Origin of the sequence: Bifidobacterium sp. M0399 (assembly GCF_016100595.1) — a bacterium.
In the GTDB taxonomy this organism is placed as follows: domain Bacteria; phylum Actinomycetota; class Actinomycetes; order Actinomycetales; family Bifidobacteriaceae; genus Bombiscardovia; species Bombiscardovia polysaccharolytica.
In genome coordinates, this window is sequence record NZ_JACFSD010000002.1 from 279,830 (window position 1) to 302,978 (window position 23,149).

Annotated in this window: 16 protein-coding genes; 10 read left to right on the forward strand and 6 right to left on the reverse strand. The window is 57.9% G+C overall.

Annotated features, from left to right (window positions below; genetic code table 11):
• Nucleotides 1–86: 86 nt before the first annotated feature.
• A complete protein-coding gene (locus tag H3V09_RS05810; RefSeq protein WP_198199040.1) occupies nt 87–5,546 on the forward strand; it encodes an RCC1 domain-containing protein in 5,460 nt (1,819 codons plus the stop codon).
• 88 nt (nt 5,547–5,634) lie between these two features.
• Here H3V09_RS05810 and H3V09_RS05815 read toward each other — a convergent pair whose 3' ends face one another.
• Together H3V09_RS05815 and iolD are read right to left on the reverse strand one after the other, a co-directional pair.
• Nucleotides 5,635–5,991, reverse strand: coding sequence for a chorismate mutase (locus H3V09_RS05815; RefSeq protein ID WP_198191299.1), 357 nt, complete (start codon nt 5,989–5,991; stop codon nt 5,635–5,637).
• Between the two features lie 95 nt (nt 5,992–6,086).
• Nucleotides 6,087–7,976 carry a 3D-(3,5/4)-trihydroxycyclohexane-1,2-dione acylhydrolase (decyclizing) gene (iolD, locus tag H3V09_RS05820; protein WP_198191298.1) on the reverse strand — a complete coding sequence of 630 codons (1,890 nt, stop codon included), beginning with the start codon at nt 7,974–7,976 and terminating at the stop codon, nt 6,087–6,089.
• 450 nt (nt 7,977–8,426) lie between these two features.
• Between iolD and H3V09_RS05825 the strand changes: the two genes are divergently transcribed.
• From H3V09_RS05825 to H3V09_RS05850, 6 genes are all read left to right on the forward strand, one after another.
• Nucleotides 8,427–9,869, forward strand: a complete 1,443-nt coding sequence (locus tag H3V09_RS05825) for a sugar porter family MFS transporter (protein ID WP_198191297.1) — start codon at nt 8,427–8,429, stop codon at nt 9,867–9,869.
• Between the two features lie 23 nt (nt 9,870–9,892).
• A complete protein-coding gene (gene iolB, locus H3V09_RS05830) occupies nt 9,893–10,774 on the forward strand; it encodes a 5-deoxy-glucuronate isomerase (RefSeq protein WP_198191296.1) in 882 nt (293 codons plus the stop codon).
• 66 nt (nt 10,775–10,840) lie between these two features.
• Nucleotides 10,841–11,950: an alcohol dehydrogenase catalytic domain-containing protein gene (locus H3V09_RS05835; RefSeq protein WP_198191295.1), complete on the forward strand. Its 1,110-nt coding sequence runs from the start codon at nt 10,841–10,843 to the stop codon at nt 11,948–11,950.
• A gap of 55 nt (nt 11,951–12,005) precedes the next feature.
• Nucleotides 12,006–13,469, forward strand: a complete 1,464-nt coding sequence (locus H3V09_RS05840) for an NAD-dependent succinate-semialdehyde dehydrogenase (protein WP_313840850.1) — start codon at nt 12,006–12,008, stop codon at nt 13,467–13,469.
• 240 nt (nt 13,470–13,709) lie between these two features.
• Nucleotides 13,710–15,134 (forward strand): sugar porter family MFS transporter, encoded by a 1,425-nt coding sequence (locus tag H3V09_RS05845; protein WP_198191294.1) that lies wholly within the window; start codon nt 13,710–13,712, stop codon nt 15,132–15,134.
• 44 nt (nt 15,135–15,178) lie between these two features.
• Nucleotides 15,179–16,063 (forward strand): sugar phosphate isomerase/epimerase family protein, encoded by an 885-nt coding sequence (locus tag H3V09_RS05850; protein ID WP_046323413.1) that lies wholly within the window; start codon nt 15,179–15,181, stop codon nt 16,061–16,063.
• Nucleotides 16,064–16,154: 91 nt separating this feature from the next.
• On the opposite strand, the gene H3V09_RS05855 is transcribed toward H3V09_RS05850, so the two are convergent.
• The 4 genes from H3V09_RS05855 to H3V09_RS05870 form a co-directional block, all read right to left on the reverse strand.
• On the reverse strand, nt 16,155–16,442 hold the full coding sequence (locus H3V09_RS05855; protein WP_198191293.1) for a putative quinol monooxygenase: 288 nt from the start codon (nt 16,440–16,442) through the stop codon (nt 16,155–16,157).
• Between the two features lie 240 nt (nt 16,443–16,682).
• On the reverse strand, nt 16,683–17,624 hold the full coding sequence (locus tag H3V09_RS05860; RefSeq protein WP_198191292.1) for a TIM barrel protein: 942 nt from the start codon (nt 17,622–17,624) through the stop codon (nt 16,683–16,685).
• Between the two features lie 12 nt (nt 17,625–17,636).
• Nucleotides 17,637–18,653 carry a Gfo/Idh/MocA family protein gene (locus tag H3V09_RS05865; RefSeq protein ID WP_198191291.1) on the reverse strand — a complete coding sequence of 339 codons (1,017 nt, stop codon included), beginning with the start codon at nt 18,651–18,653 and terminating at the stop codon, nt 17,637–17,639.
• 201 nt (nt 18,654–18,854) lie between these two features.
• Nucleotides 18,855–19,745, reverse strand: coding sequence for an AraC family transcriptional regulator (locus H3V09_RS05870; RefSeq protein ID WP_198191290.1), 891 nt, complete (start codon nt 19,743–19,745; stop codon nt 18,855–18,857).
• A gap of 372 nt (nt 19,746–20,117) precedes the next feature.
• Between H3V09_RS05870 and H3V09_RS05875 the strand changes: the two genes are divergently transcribed.
• The 3 genes from H3V09_RS05875 (at nt 20,118) to H3V09_RS05885 (ending at nt 23,085) form a co-directional block, all read left to right on the forward strand.
• A complete protein-coding gene (locus tag H3V09_RS05875; protein WP_198191289.1) occupies nt 20,118–21,170 on the forward strand; it encodes a 3-isopropylmalate dehydrogenase in 1,053 nt (350 codons plus the stop codon).
• Nucleotides 21,171–21,312: 142 nt separating this feature from the next.
• Nucleotides 21,313–22,182, forward strand: a complete 870-nt coding sequence (locus H3V09_RS05880) for a sugar phosphate isomerase/epimerase family protein (RefSeq protein ID WP_198191288.1) — start codon at nt 21,313–21,315, stop codon at nt 22,180–22,182.
• A 114-nt stretch (nt 22,183–22,296) separates the two neighbouring features.
• The gene (locus tag H3V09_RS05885) at nt 22,297–23,085 is read left to right on the forward strand and encodes a sulfite exporter TauE/SafE family protein (RefSeq protein ID WP_198191287.1); all 789 of its coding nucleotides are present in this window, start codon (nt 22,297–22,299) and stop codon (nt 23,083–23,085) included.
• The last annotated feature ends 64 nt before the right edge of the window (nt 23,086–23,149 follow it).

The window sequence follows — 23,149 nt, forward strand, 5'->3', positions numbered from 1 at the left end:
TAGTAGAGGGATTTTACATGGTGTGCGTCGACGCAGTTATGGGGACTATGACCTGGGAAGTCAGCACGCTTGGGGAGGAAGATTAAATGGGGAATGCTCATAGCACCCGTAGACTGTTGACCTTAACGGCTATGATTGGACTGGCGCTGGTCGTAGCTTCAACCGGAGCATACGCAAACACCGACGACATGGCGCCTACACCTACAGCAGGCAGCAGCAGCGCGAACTCATTGCTCAAAACAGGTGAGCAGGCACGGGCTATGATGCCGACCGCATCACCATCGCCGCTGGCCAACAATAATCCCTCGCCGTTCAAGTCCATCCAACCATTCAATAAGCAAAAGACTGACAAGTCGCCCCAGCCCAGGGATTCATCCTCATATACCCTCACCTTTGATTCGGATGGGGGCTCGCTGACGTCCGGCTCGCCGGCCTTGAGCCAGACAGTAGCCTCAGGTCATCTGGCATCTCCTCCTGCCGTCACCAAGACAGGCTACCTGTTTGACGGATGGTTCGTCAAAGCAGCCGACGACAGCTCCAATGTGGCCTACGATTTCGGCAAGCCGGTCACCAGCACCAGCGCGAAGTCGCTGATAGCCCATTGGTCATCAGTCAAAGACTCCCAGTGGACGACAGCCAACGCCAGCGGCAACGACACAGGGGGCTCTTCAATCACTCTGACTCCCCCCAAGCCCAGAGGGGTCAGATTCGCACAGGTCAGCGCCGGCCACGACCACACCCTCGCCGTAGGCTCGGATGGCCACGTTTATGCCTGGGGCGACAACAGCAAGGGCGAGCTTGGCGATGGAACCACAATCAACAAAAACACGCCAGTGCGGATTACCGAAAACGAGGCCATCAAGGGAAAGACCTTCATATCCGTCAGCGCGGGAACCACATTCTCCATGGCCCTAGCCTCGGACGGCACCGTCTACACCTGGGGCGACAACAGTCGCGGCGAACTCGGCAACGGTTCCACCACGGATCCCGATTCCTCAGTACCGGTAAAGGCGAATCTCAACGTCACCATCACCGCCATCAGCGCCGGATACTGGCATGCCATGGCCCTGTCCTCGGACGGGACGATCTACACATGGGGAGACAACGAATACGGCCAGCTCGGCAACGGGCACACGGGTGTCAAAGTCAACGCTTCACCAGCAGCGGTCTCTTCATCCGGCGTCACCTTCACCACCATCAGCGCCGGATACGATTTTCAAACGGCGCTGGACAGCCAAGGACATGCCTACGCCTGGGGACGCAACCAGGGCGGCCAGCTCAGCATCGGCACCATGGACGGCACCAGCAGTGGTTCCAATGTCTACACTCCATCGCGCATTTACGGCGACTCAACCGGCAACCCAGACAGCACTGTCTACACCGACATCGATGCAGGGTACCTGCACGTCCTGGCACTGAGCAATTCAGGCAAGGTATATTACTGGGGTTATCCCCTGATCAAAGGAAATGACCCCAATGCCGACAGCGTTCACTCCTTCTATCCCAGTCTGGTAAGCTTGGACACGGGAGCGGCGACGCCTGTTTCAGTCAGCGCCGGGGACTCCTCCTCTGCGATGGTCGACTCTGCGGGCAGCCTGTACATGTTCGGCAGCAATTCCAGCGGCCAGCTGGGCGACGGAACCACAAATCCTAAATCAACCATGACCGAGGTGAGCCTGACAGGCGTCACAGTCGCCGCATTCGATGTCTGCCGGCACAGTCTGGCCATCGGCTCGGACGGGCTCCCCTACAGCTGGGGGGAAGCGAAAAGCGGCAAGCTGGGACAGGGCAGCAGCGGACCTCAAAGCGGCTCACAGACCAAGCCTGCAGCGGTCAGCCCACCCCAGATAGATCTGGCCAAGGTGACCTTTGGCAAGACTGATGTTGCCAAGACCGACAGCGGCAGCCCAATCAACCGAACTTCAGCAGGTGACGACACTTGGAGTACGAATACCCCATGGACGGTCACTACCCCGCACCACACCTACGGAACCACCAAGATCAAAATCAATGAATGGGCCATTGGCGGCGCAGCGCAACAAGGCCAGGCCATCGCCGACTATACATTCACACCCACTGCTCAAAAGGTCACCTTTGATTCGGACGGGGGTTCATCGGTCTCGGACCAGTCCGTCACATCAGGCAAGCAGGCTTCACCTCCCAGCGTTACCAAGGCAGGTTTCCTGTTCGACGGCTGGTTCGTCAAAGCGGCCGACGGCAGCTCCAATGTGGCTTACGACTTCAGCAACCCGGTCACCGGACCGCTGAATCTGAAAGCCCATTGGTCGTCGCCAGACACCAAATGGAAAACGTCGAACGCCCTCCATGGCGATGACACCGGTGGCTCCACGATTACTCTGACTCCTCCCAAACCCAGGGCAGTGAGGTTCGCGCAGGCCAGCGCCGGGCGCTACCACACCCTGGCTGTAGGTTCGGACGGACACGTATACGCTTGGGGAAATCAGGCCAGCGGGAGTCTGGGGAACGACAAAACCTCAGGCACGGCGACTACACCAGTACGGATCACCGAAAATGACGCCATAAAAGGAAAGATCTTCATAGCCGTCAGCGCCGGCGACGCTTACTCCATGGCCCTGGCATCGGACGGCACCGTCTACACCTGGGGCAGCAACAGCAAGGGACAGCTCGGCAACGGCACCACAGGAGCCTACTCCGCCGAACCAGTAAAGGCACAGACAGGCAATGCCAAAATCACCGCCATCAGCGCAGGACGGTCATACGCCATGGCCCTGGCCTCGGACGGCACGGTCTACACCTGGGGCAACAACGATGTCGGCCAGCTCGGCAACGGCAGCTCAGACAAGAACAGCCATGCCTCCCCTGCCAAGGTCACGGCGCTGTCCGGCATCACCGCCATCAGCGCAGGGTTCACTACAGGTACTGCCCTGGACAGCCAAGGCCACGCCTGGGCCTGGGGCAAGAACGAAAAGGGACAGCTCGGCAACGGCACCATCGATAACAATCCGACGCCAAAACGTGTCCAAGACCTGGGCACCGGACAGCCTGATACCCGGTTCTATATCGCCATCAGCGCGGGCTATCAGCATGTGCTGGCGCTGGATACGGACCATAACGTCTATGGGTGGGGCTCCGGCACCGCCATCGGCTCCTCGACTGATACCAATGTCAGCACGAAAGGATCCACTAAGATCAGCTTCGGAGACGACGTTGTCAACATCACCGCCATCAGTGCAGGCGACGATGGATCCGAAGCCATAGACACCAACGGAAGAATCTACACCTGGGGCAATCAGAGTTACGGCCAGCTAGGCAACGGCAATAACGATGCATGGCAGACCAATCCGAAAGCCATCACTCTGGCCCAATCGGTGAAGGCCTGCGCGGTAGCCACCTCCGGCCATCACCAGACAGCCATCGGATCTGACGGATTGCTCTACACCTGGGGATACAACTACTACAACCAGCTGGGGCAGAACATATCGGCATCAACGCCCGGCACCACACAGCCACCACAAATCACCCTGACCAAGGTGACCTTCGGCACCATGGCCAGCAGCACCAAGCCAGCCACGAACCTGACCCAGACAAGCAAAGACACCTGGGATAAAAACCGGGATTGGACCTTCGTGACGCCAGCGTACCCGTACGGCCCGTCCAGTTTCACCATCACATGGAACATTGCCGGCGATGCCGGGGACTCAACGCAAACACAGCAGTTCGACTACACCTTCGATCCGACCAACAAGCGCATAGATCTCGACCCCGATGGAGGCATCGGGGCTGCATGGACAAGCAAGGACATCAAGGAAGGCGAATTGGTGCCCCGACAGACTGTCACCAAAGCAGGCTTCCTGTTCGATGGCTGGTTTATCAAAGCATCCGACGGCAGCTCCGATGTGGCCTATGACTTCGGCAAGCCGGTCACTGGCCCGCTGACCCTGGTCGCACACTGGACGCGTTCATCTTCAATGACTGTCAACCCAACCATCAGTCCATCCACCGGCGGATACCAGGTCACCATCACGCCGCCCTCGCAGCGCGGCATCCGTTTCGCCCAGGTCAGCACGGGCAAAAACCATTCCCTGGCTGTCGGCAGCGACGGCAACGCCTACGCCTGGGGAGGCAACGGCAATGGGCAGCTCGGCAACGGCAGCACCGATAGCAGCAAGACACCCGTTCAAGTGAAGAAGCCCGACAGTGTTGCCGACAAGGACAACTTCTCCTACATCCAGGTAAGCGCTGGTTATGGATTCTCGCTGGCCCTCGGCAGTGACGGCAACGCCTACGCCTGGGGAGGCAACGGCAATGGGCAGCTCGGCAACGGCAGCACCGATAGCAGCAAGACACCCGTCCGAGTGAAGAAGCCCGACAGTGTTGCCGACAAGGACAACTTCTCCTACATCCAGGTAAGCGCAGGAGGCTATCATTCCCTGGCCATCGGCAAGGATCATCAGGTCTACGCCTGGGGAGACAGGAGCAGAGGCGGACAGGTGGGCGACGGTAGCACGACTGGGAACGTCCCTACTCCAGTAGCTGTCAACGCAAGCGCCACTAGCCCTGGATTCCAAGTCAGACAGGTCAGTGCAGGATATCAGCACTCGCTGATCATCGGCATAAGCGGGCAAACCTACGCTTGGGGATTTGGCTACAACGGCAGACTGGGCAACAATTCCACAGCCCCACAAGCCAGCCCCGTATCGGTGTCGTCACCCAAGAAATACGAAGACGGATCGACAGGATTCTTCGCCACTCAGGTCAGTGCGGGAGGCTCACACTCCTTGGCCATCGGCAGAGACGGCAAGGCCTACGCCTGGGGTACGAACACCGACGGACGCCTGGGCACCGGAGACACCAACGATGCCGCAATACCTACCCTGGTGGCCGATCCTGACGGAGGCAGCGATGGATTCAAACCCACCGAGGTCAGCGCTGGAGGATACTTATGCACGGGAATCGACGATAAAGGGAAAGTATACACCTGGGGAAGCAATGGTCAAAACGCCCTGGGCAATGTCTCCATCACCGGATCAATCAGCGTATCCCCCGTTCTGGTGAGCAAAGACGGCAGCACCATACAGATCACTGCAGGCGAGCGCCAAGTCCTGGTCATCGACTCCGACGGCAAGGCCTACGCCTGGGGCGACAACAGCGGCAGGCAGCTAGGCACCAATTCCGACAACCCATCCGTCAAGGCGTCCACCTTGGTCTGCCCGCCGCAATTGACCATCAGCTCGGTCACGGTCGGCACGGACCCGGATACCGTTGCAGTTCTCCAACTGACACGGAACGGCACGGCAGACACCTGGGGATCCTGGAATACCTGGACCTTCTATACCCCAGCGTTCAAGTCAGGCTCGACAAAGGTCAACATCACCTGGAACATTGGCCAAGGCAGCTCTCAGACCGAGAACCTGGACTTTTCCTACAGGGATGTTCTGCCCCTGACCGGCAGCCAAGGCCTTCTCGCCATGCTGCTTGTCGGTCTGTTCGTTACGGTGACGGTCCTGGCATCAAGGCAGCACTACCAGGAAACGGCTCATCAGACTAAAGCCAGCACTCGCTGACCAGGCGATTCCGTCATCGCTAATATCTAGTGGTCGATGGCATAGTAGTTCATCTACGCCATCGACCATTAGCGTGCTATGGATTCCCTCAGCGCGAACCTAGCTGACTGGCCAACTGTTCGTGGCCCTGTTTAGCAGCGTCAGCCACCAGATGCAGATAAGCCTCAGCCAGATTCGGATCGAGGCCATAATCTTCAGCCTTGTCTCGCAAGGCCGCTATCTGTGAAGCCTCCCGACGTAGGTCAGCTGAGGCGAATCCCGCCTGGGCCTTGAGCAGACCGATGCGGTGGGTCACCCTGAACCGTTCGGCCAGCATGCCGACAATGGCGGCATCGATGGTGTCCACATCGGCACGCAGTTCCTCCACCTGGCGGGCGGCCTCGGCCTGGGGTCCCCCGCTCTGCGCCTGGTCATCGATCACTGTTTCCATCTTCTCAGAGCTCATGGCAACAGTGTAATCCTGCCACCAAAGTTCCGACGGCCTGGTCTAAGGACAGAGCACTGCTAATACAAATTTTGGTCATTCCCGAAATCCGCAGGTCATAGATAGTTCCGCTGCAAATCGCGGATCCTCTCGTATTCCTGATGGGCCTTTATCGAGGATTCGATATGCGCCACCTCAGGAGTGGCCACCTCCCAGTAAGCGTCGGCTGCATCATCACGTTCCACCGGTGCCACCTTTGCATAGATGGCGGTGATTTGATCACTGGCGAGCGCCTTTCGCAAAGCCTGACGCAGTTGGTCCGCATCCTCGACGGTATAGGTTTTGACCCCGTACCCTTCAAGAATCTTGGGAAAATCGACCTGCAGCGGTTCCTTAGGATTCTGCCGGCCGTTATCTCCCCGGTAGTAATACTTGGTCTCAAATCCTTGAGAGCCGACCTGCATGGACAGTGAATGAATCGATCCATAGCCGCCGTTATCCAAGAGCAGCAATATGATTTTCTCCCGCTCCTGAATCGCCGTCAGTACATCCTGGTGGTACATGATGAAGGAGGCATCGCCGATGAAGGAGAAGATCTCCCTGCTCGGATCAGCCATTCGCATACCCAGGGCTGCAGGAATCTCATAACCCATGCAGGAATAGCCGTATTCGACCGAGTAGCCAAGCGGACTACCCGCCTTCCAGAGCTTCTGAAGATCACTGGGCATGGATCCGGCGGCGTTCACGACCACATCCTGGGGACGGGCGAATTCGTTGACGATGCCGATGACCTCCTTCTGCCCCAGCCCTTCAGTGCCCGGGATATGCTGGACCATGCGGTCTACAGCCTGCCGTTGCTCGTCAGCCTTGGCCACGGCCTCACGGCGATAATCCTCGTCCACCTGCCAATCGCCCAAAACCTCCTGCAGCTCGCTCAGCGTCTCACGGGCATCGCCAATGACCGGAATGGCTGCCTCCTTGTGCGCATCGAATGAGAGGACGTTGATATTGATGAAGTGCACCTGGGGATTCTGGAACATCGTGTTGGATGCCGAGGTGAAATCCGTATAGCGTGTGCCGACACCGATGATCAGGTCTGCAGTGTGGGCCAGGCGGTTGGCAAAGCGCAGTCCCAGAGCACCCATGGGGCCCGAGTTCATCGGATGGTCATAGGGCAGGGCGCCCTTGCCTGCCTGGGTGCTTCCGACCGGAATCCCGGTCCTTTCGGCGAATTCCGCCAAAACCTTACTGGCTGACGAATACACGACACCTCCGCCAGCAATGATCAGCGGGCGCTTCGAACTCTTGATGGCCTCAGCAGCCTGGGCCAGGGATTCCTTGTCTGGTCTGGTCCTGGGGATTCGCCAAATCCGCTCACGGAAGAGGTCGAGGTCGAAATCATAGGCTTCGGCCTGCACATCCTGGGGCAGACAAAGCGTCACAGCGCCGGTGGTAGCCGGGTTGGTCAAAGTCTCCATGGCTCTCATCAGGGAGGCCGACAGCTGCTCGGGCCGGTCGATTCGGTCCCAGTACCGACTGACGGCCTTAAAGGAGTCATTGGCGGAAATATCGTTGGACTGTTCATTCTCGACCTGCTGCAGAACCGAGCCTGTCCGTCGGGTCGAGAAATAGTCGCTGGGAAGCAAAAGGACCGGCAGACGGTTGACCGTCGCAGTGCCAGCCGCAGTGATCATATTCGCTGCACCAGGCCCTATCGAGGTAGTGACAGCCATGGCTCCCATTCTGTTCATCTGGCGGGCGTAACCGACGGCTATATGTGCCATGCCCTGCTCGTTCTTCCCCTGGATGAAACGGAATCGGTCGATCTCCTCCAAGAGCGCCTGCCCGACCCCGGCTACATTGCCATGGCCCAGAATGCCCAGAGCCCCGCCGAAGAAGGTGGATACCTGCCCATCCCTTTCCACTTTCTGGACCTCCAGAAAGCGAACGACGGCCTGTCCAACAGTCAGCCTGACTGTATTATCAGTCTTGCTCGTCCCTATCATTTCCTCACACCTTTCCTATTAGCCGCCGTGACCCTCTCAAACTGGGGTAATGCAAACCCCGCGCTGTCCGCCATGGACTAGGCCTGCGGGGAACCGTCACCGCTTGCCCTAGTTCGCTAGGGTTAACGGTCCATAGGTCAATCATGGCCGTCGACGGCCGCGCTCTTGGCAACCAAGGTATAAGAGCAAGTAATTTCATAACTATCCTGCATTTTTTGTATATCGACCCGGTACCCCGCAATGCCACGCCCTTCTTCCTGCCCTCCGACAGCCCAAGGCGGAGGTCGAACCGGAATGAAGCCGTCTTAGAAAATGGCTAGGAATCTTATAAATACTTGCAGACCTGCCGGGATCACCCCTGGAGGATGCAAGGTTGTGGCCTAGAACTGGAGAACAACCAATGTCTGGAGACAGAGTCGTGCCAGACAGTATCAGCTGAAAGGAATGGCCATGTCGTCATTTGAAACGCTGGCTAAAGCCGAGAGCCCCGCTGAGCTATCCAAACGCCGCACCCATTACACCCGGCTGATGATATGCCTGGGACTGTGCGCAGGGGGGCTGTACGGATACACGCTGACAGCCCTATCCGGCGCACTGATAACCATGAACATAGGATCAGGCCAGCTGGGCCGCCCCACCGACTTCGAACAGGGGCTCATCACCTCGGCAATGCTGCTGAGCGCAGCGGTAGGCGCCTTTGCGGGCGGCAACCTGAACAACCGCCTTGGGCCGAAAAAGATGATCCTGACCGGAGCAGTACTGGCAATCCCCGGGGCAGTAATCTGCGCTGTAACGCCCAGCATTCTCATCCTGTGCCTGGGCAGGGTCATTCTCGGCCTGGCGATCGGCTTCACATCGACCATCGTCCCTATTTATCTGGGGGAGATGACCGGAGCCGCCAATAGGGGACGCATCGTCTCGGTCAATTCAGTCATGATCGTGGTCGGACAGCTCCTGGCTGTGTCAGTCAACGCCATCCTGACACAGATGGGCATCGGCTGGAGGGCCATGCTGTGGGCGGCCGTCGTCCCAGGTATCCTGCTCCTGCTGATAGCCTTTGTCATCAAGGACAGCCCCGATTACCTGATTCGGCACGGTCTGCAGGATCAGGCCATCCAGCTTCTGACTGAAACCCGGGACCTGCCCGAGGCCGAACAGACCTTCAAATCACTTTCCCAGGCCCTTGAGAACAGCAGTCGAACCGCCGCCCAGAACAACTCCGACAGCAGTTTTGCGACACCGTGGCTGCGGAGGGTGCTGATAGTTGGCATCGGGCTGGCTTTGATTAATCAGCTCAGCGGGCAGAATATGGTCAATTACTACGCCCCAACTATTTTCACCAAAACCTTGGGCTTTGCGCCATCCATGTCCATACTGGCCACCGTACCTGTCATTCTGGTCTCCGCCATCGCTGCCACAATAGGCGGCCTGGGTTTCATCGACAAAATCAATCGACGGACCATTCTGACTGTCGGCCTGGTCGGCACGATTATTTTCCTGGTCGCTATCGGCATCAGCTACCGCTTTATCGATCCCTCCAGCAGTTCCCGTGCTGCCTCCTGGGTCATGATCGCCATGATGATGATCTATCTGGTGTTCGTGCAGGGCATGGTAGCGCCGGTGACATGGCTCTTGATGGCCGAAGTCTTCCCCACCAGCGTCCGTGGCAAGGGCATGGGATACGCCAACATAGCGCTCAATTTGGCCAACTTCCTCTTGTCACTGATCTTCCCGCTCCTGCTCAGCGGCCTGGGAGGCTCGGGAACCTACCTGCTGTTCGCCCTTATCAACATCGGGTGCCTGGTGTTTGCAATCACCATGATTCCTGAGACCAGAGGGAAGAGCCTGGAGGAGATCGAGGCCGAAGAACGCGCCTTGGGACAGCGGAAGTAAAAGGATTGAATAAAGGAGACAGGATGACTCAATGGGTATATCCAAACGGCAGCGCAGCCAAGGGTGATTGGGAGGTGAGCCTGGGAGCCTCGGACTCGCAACCCGTTCCAGGTTGGCAGTACACCGGCATCAGGGTCGCCAACCCCCGGAAAAACCAGGTTCTTACCCTGCCTGCAGCAGATGAGGAACGCCTGGTCGTCCCCCTCTTCCAGCGATTCGATGTCAGAACACCGGATGGTCTTTATCACCTGCGCGGACGCCAAAACGTCTTCACTGCACCAACCGATGTCGTATATGTAGGCACGGGAACGCCCTTGGAGATATATGGCCCATCGGGGGGACGGGTTGCCGTCGCATCAGCGCCCGCCAGCACCCACTACCCAGACCAGCTGGTCAAGGCGGAAGACAATGAAACCGTCCTCAGGGGCAACGGGCCCACCTCCAGGCAAGCCCGAAACTTCGGCATGATGAACAACATCGAAGCTGAACGGCTGTTGGTGTGCGAGGTCATCACCCCCAGCGGCAGCTGGTCCTCCTACCCCGTCCACAAACACGACCAGAACAATGACCATGAGACCGCTCTCGAGGAAATTTACTACTTCCAGATGAGGGCGCTGCCGGGTGCCCCTGACCAGGCCCGGCCCCTGGCCTACCAGGGTGCCAGCACAGCCGACGAACGGCCTCTGAATATTATGACCGAAGTGCATCCCGGCGATACGGTGCTCATCCCCTACGGCTGGCATGGCCCCTCCATCGCCGCCCCCGGATACGACCTTTACTATCTGAATGTGATGGGCGGCGGCGGACAGCGCGACTGGAAGGTGACCATCCGCGACGATCAGACCTGGATCAATCAAGCCCTGCAGAGCCAGCCCCGCAATGATCGGCTGCCCATGATCGACTAAAAGGGGCTCGGATCGCAGATTTCTATTGCAACAGAACAACTCCAACCCCAACAAGGAGAGCACTATATGGACATCACCGGCGCTGTGCTGAGGACGATGGGTACGCCTGGCCCGTATGCACGGACCGGACCGCTGTCTATCGAACACCTTGAACTGGATCCGCCCCAGCAGGACGAGATATTGGTCAAGGTCACCGCTTCCGGCATCTGCCATTCGGACCTGTCGGTCGTCAACGGCAGCAGACCAAGGCCCATGCCGATGCTGCTGGGCCATGAGACCACGGGCATCGTGCAGGCCTTAGGGCCTGGGGTTGAGGACTTGAAGGTCGGACAGCATGTCACCCTGGCCTTTCTGCCCCGCTGCGGCAAGTGCGCCAACTGCCTGACCGGAGGCCGGCTGCCCTGCACTCCTGGCTCCAAGGCCAATCAGGCCGGCACCCTGATGAACGGTGGCATTCGCATCCACAAGGGACCGGAGCGGATATACCACCACGTAGGCGTCTCCGGCTTCGCCACCTACGCCGTCGTCGATCGACGCTCAGCTGTGCCTGTCCCAGAGGAACTTCCCTCTGCCATAGCAGCCGTCCTGGGTTGCGCCGTCCTCACCGGCGGAGGCGCCGTGCTCAACGCCGCCGACCCCCAGGACGGACAGGATGTCATGGTGGTCGGACTGGGCGGAGTCGGCATGAGCGCCCTGTTGACGGCTGCAGCACTGGGCAGAGGCCGGGTCATAGGGGTGGACCGCAACAAGGATAAGTTCAACGATGCCTTGGGCATGGGCGCCACCGATGTCTACACGGTTGACGAAGCCCTAAGCAAGGGCATCAAAGCGCCTATCGTCATCGAGGCAGCCGGCGCTCCAGGAGTCCTGGACCAGGCCTTCGAACTGACAGACATCGGTGGCAAAACCATCACGGTAGGGTTCCCGGATCCCTCGGTCAGAGCGTCACTGCCATCCAGCATCATCACCGGTGAGGCACGAACCGTCATCGGCAGCTACCTGGGATCGGCGGTCCCCGCTCAAGACATACCCAGATATGCCCGACTATGGCTGGACGGCAAGCTGCCGGTGGAAAAGCTCATCAGCAATCACATCAGGCTTGATGACATCAACGAAGCCATGGACGATCTCGACAGGGGCCAGGCCTTGCGGCAAATCATCGAATTCGACTCATGAGCCAAGACCCGAACCGAACTAGCACCGCTTACGCCTTGATGAGAAAGGACACACAGTGAAGTGGACAAAGAAAATCGACACAGTGCTGCCAGAGGCATCGAACACCCTGTTTATTAACGGGCAATGGAGGAAATCCCGGACAGGAAGAACATTCGCCGTCGACAACCCATCAACTGGCGAGCGCCTGTTCGAACTGGCCGATGCCGGAGCTGAGGATGCCATTGATGCCCTGGATGCCGCAAGTTCCAGCGCCGAAGGCTGGGCAGCCTCTACGCCCGTCGAGCGCCGAAATCTGCTGGACAGCAGCTACGAGGCGGTCATGGACAACAAGAAGCTCTTTGCCGAGCTCATGACCAAGGAAATGGGCAAGACATACCAGGAAGCCCTGGGCGAGGTCGATTATGGAGCCGGCTTCCTCAAGTGGTTTGCCGAAGAGGCCATGCGCTCATACGGACGGACCTTCCACCTGCCCGACGGCCGCAAGGGCCTGGTGACCCACGATCCCGTGGGCCCCTGCTATCTGGTGACGCCCTGGAACTTCCCCTTGGCTATGGCTACCCGGAAAATCGGACCTGCGCTGGCAGCCGGTGACACCATGATTATCAAACCCGCCGGTTTGACGCCGCTGACAACTTTGGCCATGGTCGAGGTCCTCCGCCAGGCCGGCGTACCCGACGGAGTAGTCAACGTCATTACTTCAGAGCACTCCCCCGAAATATCCGATGCGCTCTTCGCCGACGGCCGACTGCGGAAGATCAGTTTCACAGGCTCCACCACGGTTGGCAAGACCCTGATGAAGCAGGCCGCCGACCAGGTTCTGCGCACATCCATGGAGCTCGGCGGCAACGCCCCCTTCCTGGTCTTCGACGATGCGGACATCGACCAGGCAGTCCAGGGAGTCATGATGGCCAAGTTCCGAAACAACGGCCAGGCCTGCACCTCCGCCAACAGAATTCTCGTCCAGGACGGCATAGCCGATGAATTCGTCGACAAGCTGCAGCGGGCGGTCAGCGCTCTGAAAGTCGGGGACGGCATGGACCCCTCCACCGATATCGGACCGCTTATCAACAAGAAGGCAGTGGACCGCATGGAGCGCATCGTCAAAGATGCCGTGGATGCCGGGGCCGACCTGCTGGCAGGCGGCCATCGCTCCGATCTGGGCGAATGTTTCTTCCAGCCCACCCTCCTGGACCATGTGCCGCGGGAGTGCGAAGTCTTCCGTGAGGAGATTTTCGGCCCCGTGCTGCCTATCTGCCGATTCAGCAGCGACGAAGAAGGAATGAAGGCAGCCAATGACACCATCTATGGTCTGGCCGCCTATGCCTACACCAGATCGATCAAGCGCAGCGAGTGGGTCCAAGGCCATGCTCAAGCCGGCGTGCTCGCCATCAACTCCGGTGTCCTCTCCGATGCTTCAGTGCCTTTCGGAGGTGTCAAGCAGTCCGGCATGGGCCGTGAGGGCGGCAGCGAAGGCATCTACGAGTACCTGACCACCAAGTACACGCTCCTTATTCCCTGATCGCCTGCAAGACCGACCAACCTCCTTCTACAAGAAGCGAGCGCCGACCATCAATATCCTGGTTGGTGTTCGCTTCTTGTTGTTTCGGAAACGCGCACATCTGATATCAGTATTTATAGAAAACGCCTCTCCCCCTCATTGGGACGCTCAATTTTCCTTAGGCTTATAACAGTCAGATCCACCGCCGATAACGATGTCGGAGCATTGGATACGGCATCATGCCAACTTGGAGGAACACCCATGTCCACCACCTATAGGGAGATCAGCCGCAACCTCGACATAGAGAAGCTGGCCGCCAACCGACGGCGATACTCCAGACTCATGATCGCTCTGGGCATTTTCGGAGGCGGTCTGTATGGCTACACAACCGTGGTCCTATCGGGGGCCCTGGTCACCATGAACTTCCACGGACAGGGACTCAACGCCTTCCAACAGGGAGTCCTGACAGCAGGGCTCCTCCTGGGCGCTGCCGTGGGATCCTTCCTGGGAGGCTCGTTAGCCGACCGATACGGCCGGAAGAAAATGATCATCACCGGTTCCTGCATCTCACTGCTGGCTTGCGCGGCCTGTGCACTGGCGACCGACTTCTCCCTTTTCCTCATTGCCAGAATCTCAGTCGGACTGGGTGTTGGATTCACCTCCTGCGTGGTGCCTATGGCCATCGGAGAGCTGGCTTCGGCGGACAAACGCGGCCGCTTGGTGTCTGTCAACTCGGTAATGATCAATATTGCGCAGCTCCTGGCTACCTGCGTCAACGCCATATTGGCCAAGGTCGCCGACTGGCATGCCATGCTCTGGGCCAGCGTAGTGCCCGCGCTTTGCCTGGTCATCATCGCTTTTCTTATTCATGACACACCCAACTACTTCATTCGCCATGGCATGGACGATCAGGCTGTGCGCATCCTGCTCTCCACACGCGATGAGCAGGAAGCCAAGCAGACCTATGAGTCCATGCAGACCAGTCTGGCCTCCTCCAGCCGAGACTCACAGCACGCCAAGAAGGAGAGCTTCTCCACGCCCTGGCTCCGGCGGGTGCTCATCGTTGGCATAGGCCTGGCCGTCATGCAGCAGTTCTCCGGAGTCAACGCCATCAACTTCTTTGCCCCCACCATCTTCTCGACCACGCTGGGATTCGGATCAACTGATTCAGTCATCGCCATGGTGCCGGTCATGCTGGTCTCGGCCATAGCCGCCGTGGTATTTGGCCTGATTCTGATCGACAAGATCGATCGCAGAACCGACCTGCTGATAGGCACGGCCGGCGTGACCGTATTCCTGACTGCCATCGGCATCTGCTACCTCTTCATTCAGGGAGGCAACACCAGCAAGGCTATGTCCTGGACCTTGATCGCCATCATGATGATTTACCTGCTCTTCGCCCAAGGAAGCATGGCACCCGTCACCTGGCTGATGATCGCCGAAATCTTCCCCACCGCAGTCAGGGGCCAGGGGATGGCATACGCCAATATCGCCGTCAACACCTCCAGCTTCATACTGACATTGATTTTTCCGGTCATGCTCGAAAAACTGGGCGGTGCAGGCTCCTTCTTCGTTTTCGCACTGATCAACGCGGGCGCCTTCCTTTTCACCAAGGCCCTGGTTCCGGAGACACGCGGCAAAACCTTGGCCCAGATAGAAGCAGAGGCCCGGCAACGCGTTAAGTGATGCCACACAAAACAACAACGCATACAAGCATCAGGAGGAGTGACATGGCTCTCATCAGCATGAATCAGACCGTGACCATGTACGGCAACGTACGAACCGATATACGTCTGGCCAAGGAGGCCGGCTACGACGGCATTGACCTGCAGACACCCAAACTCTACCGTTACCTGGACAAGGGATTCACTGCAAAGAGCCTGCTGCCTCTGCTTGACGGGCTCGCGGTCAGCGACATCGGGTCCATTCAGGACATCGAGCGGGAGGGATCCGCTGCCAGGGATCTGATGGACGAGGTGCGACGCATGTGCCAGGTGGCCTCTGAACTGGGGGCCCAGTACATCCAACTGTGCACAGGACCGGGACGGTGGGAGGTGGTCGAGGACTATGCTGCGGGCAGGCTCGCCGATGATGACCCCCGATACCGAGGCTTCCTGGGACGCGATGAGGCAGAGATGATCCGCGTTACCGCCCAGAACGTCCAAGAGGCTGCAGACATCGCAGCCGACTTCAACCTAGGCATCTATCTGGAGCCCCTGGCCTGGGCTCCGCTCAACCGCTGCAGGCAGATACTGGAGGTCATCGATCAGGCTTCCAGACCCAACATCGGTTTGGCCGTGGACACCTGGCAGTTCTATTCGGCCGGGGATACTCCTGACGACGTGCGGGCGCTGCCGGGAGATCTGATCAAGGCCGTTCACGTATCTGACGGGCTGGCTCTGACCCCCGGCAAGGATGTTGCCAACATGGACATCTACCGCAACACCATGATCGGAGGCGGCGTCATCCCCCTGCAGGAATGGCTGGATGCCGTGAAATCCACTGGCTTCGACGGCTGGTATTGCCCCGAGATCTTCTCCGACAGAGCCAGCGAAGAGGATATGGCGACCATGGCCGCCCTCACCCGGCAGACCATAGCCAGCCTGCTCTACTGAAACTTGCAGCCAAGCAGCCCGGCCCCTGGTACCGGACCGGGCTGTCCTCTATGAGATCATCCGTTGATACGCCAATGTCAGCAGGCGAGAATCAGACCAGCTGACTGCTGATGATGTCCTGAACGCCCTCCTCAGTCAGGTCGCACATCTTAGGGAAAAGCGTCTTGAAATGTTGGCTCTGGCAGTGGGCTTCGTGGCTGTCTGGCGTGGGCCAGAACTCGATGAAGGCAAATTCGTTGTGATTATCCACTCGCTGAACAAAGTGGTAGCCGCCGCATTCCGGCTCAGCGGCTGACTTACGAGCAAGCTCGGTCATCACATTCAGGAATTCGTCCATGTTCTCGTCCTTGACATGAACCGTGGCGTAAATGACTTCCATGACTTGCATCCCTTTCAGACAAACACATACGCACGCCAGCTATTGGCGGTTTACGACATGCGACGACCGTCAAAAAATGGGCCGGGGTGAGGGCTATCGGCTCAACCAGAACATCTGACTGCGAGGGCCATACTTGTTGCTGCCCCGCTCCACCCCTGGGCCTGTTGAAAAAAGAAAACCGGTATCCGACAGTATTTGCATACACATCGCCAGACACCGGTTCCGTTGACATATTGAGAATCAGAGAGTACCCAGACCGCAGGAAGCGAGATACTCGCGGGTCTTGATCGCATTAGGCAGAGGGAAGGAGGGATCAGCAGGATAGAGATCCTGCTCGCAGATCACATACATCTCCTTGTCCAAGGCCGCCAAGGCGTCGACCAGCTCCTGCATATCAGGCTCGCCGGCCGGGGGTGTCACCGATGCGCCACGAGCCACCGCTTCGCCGAAGGGCCAGTCCTTCTCATGGGCTTCCTTGACCAAAGCCGGGTCGAAAGCCTTGATATGAACGTAGGTGATCCTTTCAGGATACTTCTTGACCATCTCGATAGGATCACCGCCGCCGTACACGATATGGCCGGTATCCAGGCACAGATTCACATATTCAGGATCCGTGTTCTCGAAGATCCTGGCGATCTCCTCAGGGGTTTCGATATGGGAATCGCCATGAGGATGCAGGACCATCTTCAGCCCATAGTCCTCCTTCATGATCTTGCCCAGCTTGTTGGCATTGGTAATGTAGGTGTTCCAAGCCTCGGGGGACAGGACGCGGTCATCGGTCCACTCCCAGGTCTTGTCATCACGGTAGAGCGGCGGCAGATGCACAATGTACTCTGCGCCGACAGCGGCATGGGTCTCGGCGATCTCGCGGAAGTGCCGCTCGGTCTCCGGCCATTGTTCCGGCTTGTGCAGGACTCCCCAGCTGGTTCCGGCCACCACCTTCATGCCGTATTCATCGGTCCAAGCCTTGAGCTCCTTGGGATCCTTGGGGAAGTAACCCCAGGGGCCTGTTTCAAGAATCTCGAATCCGGCCTCAGCCATCTCCTTCATTGTCTGACGGGGAGGAATCTGCTTGTCGTCATTGTCGAACCAGACACCCCACTGGTCCGGGCATACACCGATGGACAGCTTGGAGTATTGGGGATCCTTCAGATTGCGCGCCTTGCCCTTGTTGTTCGTCATGATCGCGCCTTACTACTCTTGGAAGAAGGACGGGGTCTCGGGCAGCTCGATCTTCTTGCGGACGCCGCCCTCGTCACGGGACGCGAAGAGCGCATCGCAGGTCACGCAGGCGATGAGGCCATCCCAGGAGGTGGGACCGGTCAGCTGGTCGGCGTTGATGCCGTCGACGAAGGCCTGCATCTCGCGGTCATAAGCCTCCTTGAAACGCACGGTGAAGTCATTGGGAATGGACTCGCGCTCGGACTCGGCCACCTTGACAACGGTGTTCTGCGGAGCGTGCAGGGCGATCTCGCCCTCTTCGCAGACCACACGGCAGTTGATGTCGTAGCCCATGTGGTTGCAGACGAAGACCTCCAGGTCGATGTGGACGCCGGACTTGGTGTCCATCTCGATGATCTGCGGATCATGCAACCCCTTGTGGGTGTGGCGGGTCTGCTTCTTGGGCAGGAAGCAGAAGACCGAGTCATAGTCCTCGCCCAGCAGCCAGTGCAGCACGTCCACCTCATGGATGGCAGTCTCCACAATGGCCATATCGGAGTTGTAGTTGAGCGGGGTGTCCTCATTGCGGTGGGCGCAATGAATCAGCAGGGGCTCACCGTAGGTCTTGTTCTGAATGGCCTGCTTGATCTCCTGGTAGCCCTGATCGAAGCGGCGCATGAAGCCCACCTGGACCAGACGCTTACCTCCGGCGATCTCGGCATCGACCACGCGACGGCAGCCGGCAGCGGAAGTGGTCAAAGGCTTCTCGCTGAGCACATACTTCTTCTGCTTGATGGCTTCAAGAACAAACTGCTCATGGGTCTCATGAGGCAGGGTCGCCACCACGACAGCGTCGATGTCCGGGGAGTCAATCAGGTCCTTGCCTGTTGCATAGACCTTGGCCCCGTACAGATCGGCCATCTTCTGAGCCCGTTCCGGAATCAAATCGCAGACGCCGGCGAGAGTGGCACCGTTGATTCTGGTCGAAAGACGCTTGGCATGGTCGGAGCCCATGGTTCCAACACCGATGATTCCAATACGTAGTGTCATCTTCGTTCACTTTCCCTTGTCGATGTAATTGCTATCGCTGTAATTACTGTGCTATTGAGGGAGCTGCACTGCGTCCCTCTCATTGCATCGTAGGGTGCCATGCACTCCCCGACTGCTGCCAATCGACCGGGAAAACATCTTTTCTTATCTTCCCTGCAGAAATCAGAATATTGAGCATCGCCATTCCAGAAAATCTGCAGATTATGAAAAATTCCGCCGGAACTCAGAAGGCGAGACACCCACAAGCTTCTTGAAAGAGGACGAGAAGTGCGAGCTCACCGTAAATCCGCACTCCTTGGTGATCTGGGCGATGGGGATCTTGCTGGTCGTCAGCAGGTATTTGGCATGCGAAATCCGGCACTCCAGGACGAATTGATGCACACCCATATCCAAATGCCGCTTAAAAGCATGGGAGAGCTGCGACTCGCTCGTATTCAGAATCTTGCTGAGCGCATGGATGGATACATCCGAGTCGAAGTGCCTATTGATGTATCGTATGGCCGCTGACAGATCCGGGGGTACATTGTCGTCATAGTGCACCTCCAGGCTCTCATCGACTCGGCGAGTGAGCAGCACCAGCACATGCTCCAAACGGCGGTGGAGCAATTCGTCCAATTGTCTTCGCGACAGTGACACATCCCCGGAGCGCATCTGGTCCAGTATGGAGATCAGTTCATCCCCGGCATCTTGAGAATCGGTGAACAGGGGACCGTTGACATCCTGCAGATAGTCAGCGTATGCCTGTACGCCGTTGCCCTGAAAATGCAGGTAGGAGAATCGCGTCAGCCCGCTTGACCGGTAATCATTATGGTTTTTGCAGTCCAGCAAAACAACGTCTCCTGCATGAGCAGTAAATGAAGCACCCTCATAGACATAATCAAGACTGCCTGACTCAATGAAGAACAGGAGGAAGGAGTTCATATACTCACGTTTGCAGGAATAGTCCGAATTGACCCGGTATGTCCCGCCCCACAGCGGATGGAGGAAGACTGCGCGCGCCAGCCTTCCTGCGTCATTTATCTGTATGGCTTTCTTCCCGAGAATTCCGGATTCATCCGTCGGTATCCATTTTTTATAATCCTTAGGTGTCATATCCCACGATCCCCTTTACTCGCGTCCTTGCCAGTTCAGGTCCATGAATTGTGCTTTTATTGCTTTATTCTATTCGATTGCGTTGTTGAAATGTTGTCTGCTCTGTGCCCCCTCCCCCGGGCAACACCCAAGGACCGATACACACGGAGCAGCAGAAGGCACGGATATTCAGCATACTGCCTGTCGAATGATCCGCTGTATTTTCATGTTATGCAGCTATTGGACAGTCCTCTACCCACTTTGATAAGTAAATCAAGGGAATGGCGAATTTTCGACACGATTATGCGAATATTGATATGAAAATCCCGTATATCGGTCTTTTTAGTGGTTTTCTGATTGCTATGCCGCCGGGCAATCATTAACATGAAAGGCATGAATACCCAAACATCAAAGAAGACATTGGACATCGCGGTCATCCCCGGTGACGGAATCGGCCGTGAAATCGTGCCAGTCGCGCAAGCTGTACTCAAGGAAGCCGTTGGCGACAGCGTTTCCTTTAACTACACCAACTATGATCTGGGCGCAGACCGATACCTTCGTGACGGTACCCTCATCACAGATGACCAACTCAAGGATATGGACCAAAAGGATGCCATACTCCTGGGGGCTGTCGGCGATCCACGAGTCAAGTCAGGAATCCTGGAGCGCGGCCTGCTGCTCAAGCTCCGCTTCGCATTTGACCAGGCCATCAACATGCGGCCCTCCAAACTCTACCCCGGCGTCAAATCCCCTTTGACCGACCCTGGCGACATCGACTTCGTCGTCATCAGAGAGGGCACGGAAGGCCTGTATTCCGGCATGGGCGGTCTGCTTCGCATGGGCACTGAACACGCCATAGCAACCGAGACCTCGATGAACACCGAATTCGGCATCGAGAGGGCAGTGAGGTTTGCCTTTGAGCTGGCTCGCAAGCGCGGAGACAAGAAGCACGTAACCATGGTCAACAAGACCAACGTGCTCTACTACGCCGGCCAACTCTGGCTGTGGGTCATGGACAAGGTCGGCAAGGAGTACCCCGACGTGACCTATGACTACCTGCATGCCGATGCCTGCACCATCTTCCTGGTCACCGATCCCTCCCGGTTCGACGTGATTGTGACCGACAACCTCTTCGGAGACATCATCACTGACGAGGCCGGCGCAGTTGTGGGCGGAATCGGCTATTCGGCATCAGCCAACATCAACGTGACCGATGAGCATCCCTCCATGTTCGAGCCCATCCACGGCTCCGCCCCCGACATTGCGGGCAAGGGTATAGCCAACCCTTCGGCCACGGTCCTGTCTGCCGCCATGCTCCTGCAGCACTTCGGGTACGACGAAGCAGCCGCCCGCATCGATCGCGCCGTGGAAGCGGATGCTGAGGAGAATTCCTCACGCAAACGCAGCACAGATCAAATCGGCCAGGACATCATCGCAAGACTGTAAACAAGCAGCAACATACCTGTAAGCGCTCCGGAGGATTGAAACTCTGAACTCCGGGCGCCTACCTACCCTGTTCGCAGCAAGGATGCCGACGAACAGGACGAACCAGGGGCATCCATAAGTTCCGACAACGAGGTTAGACAATATGAAAATCGCATTGGATCCCACACCATTCCATCCCGACCTGCCATTCCTGGAACTGCCCAAGGCGGTAGCGGACGCCGGCTATAAGTACATGCAGCTGGCTCCGCACGATGCCTTCCTGCCGTTTTATGTGCATCCCAAGGCGGACGACGAACTGGTCAAGGACTTCGCGGCCGCTCTGAAGAAGGCGAACGTTGAGCTGTGCTCGCTGCTGCCGGTCTACAGGACCTCCTGGCCCGACGAGCGAGAGCGGCAGACAGCAGTGCGCAATTGGAAGCGGGCCATCGAAATCGCGGCTCTGCTGGACGTGCACGTCATCAACAGCGAATTCAGCGGCATACCGGAGCGCTATGAGGAGTCCGAGGCTGCCTTCTACGCGACCATGGAGGAAATACTGCCCCTGCTTGAGCGGGAAGGCATCCGCATCAACTTCGACCCGCATCCCTACGATTTCGTCGAGAACGGCATTGATGCGCTAAGGATCACACGAGGCCTCAACAGCCCACTGGTCGGCGCGGTCTATGTGGCTCCTCATACCTTCCACTACGGCAATAATGTGGATGGGATCACCGCCCTGGCCGGCAAACGACTCAGGTCGGTCTATATCTCAGACAGCTATGACCATCATCGTTCGCATGATCTGCGTTATATAGCCAATCCTCCAGGGACCAACGCCCGCGTTCACCAGCACCTGAAAGTGGGCGACGGCGATGTGGACTTCAAGGCCCTGTTCGCCGCCCTGAAGAAGAGCGGGTTCCTGGATCGGGAGGATTCCATCATCGTCTCCAACGTATTTGCCGAGGACGAGACCGCCCACGAAACGTCCGTCTACCAGCGTGAAACCATAGAACGCCTGGTGGCGGAAGCCTGAACGCAACTGCCTGTTTCCTCAGGAGTTGCCATGTCGGCCGACACTGATGTGACGCAGTGTCGGCCGACACATCTTCTTATAAAGAGCGTGCGCCAACAAAGGAAGTGACCTAACATGAACCTCTGGCTGATCATCGGTTTGGCGGCGGCTGCTGTCCTGATCGGCCTGGACAAGTCGTTGATACCAGGCTCAGCCATCCTGGCGGTGGCCGCTCTGGCGTCACTGATGCCCGCCAAAGAAGCCACCGAGCTGACGCTGATCATGGCTGTCGTCGCTGACTGGACCGCCATCTGGGCTTACCGACACGACATCGTGCTGGCTTCCCTGCTTAGACTGCTGCCGACTGTGACCATAGGCATCCTCGCCGGTGTCTGGTTCTTGTATCACGCTGACAATGACGCGACCAAAAAAACCATCGGGGTCATACTTGCCTGCTTTATTTCGCTTTACTTCCTCTCACGCATAAGGTCCGCGCTGAAAACGCGGCACGGCGGCAAGGATGAAGCCCTCCAAATCGAAACCAAAAGCAAGAGCAGGCAGAAGCAGTGGATAAGCGTGGCCTTCCACATGCTCTGCGGCGTTCTGGCGGGTTTTACCACCATGGTGGCCAATGCCGGAGGACCGGTCACAGCCGTCTATTTCAGCAGCGAGCGGTTGCCGGTCAAGCAATTCCTGGGCACCACGGCAGCTTTCTACTTAGTGGTGAATATGGTGAAGCTGCCTTTCGCAGTCGGACTGAACACAACCAACAGAGAAACCGCGCTTGCCCTCCTATGCGTTCTCCCGCTCACATTGCTCGCCGTCTTCTGCGGCAGGCTGATCGCCGGTCACGTCAACCAGAAAGCCTTTACTGCGGCAATCTATATCTTCGCAGTCATCGCCGTCATCAACCTTCTGGTCTGAAAGGCGCCATTATGGCAACAGTACCGATTCCTGCACAAAAATTGGCAGAACACTCCCAATCTCA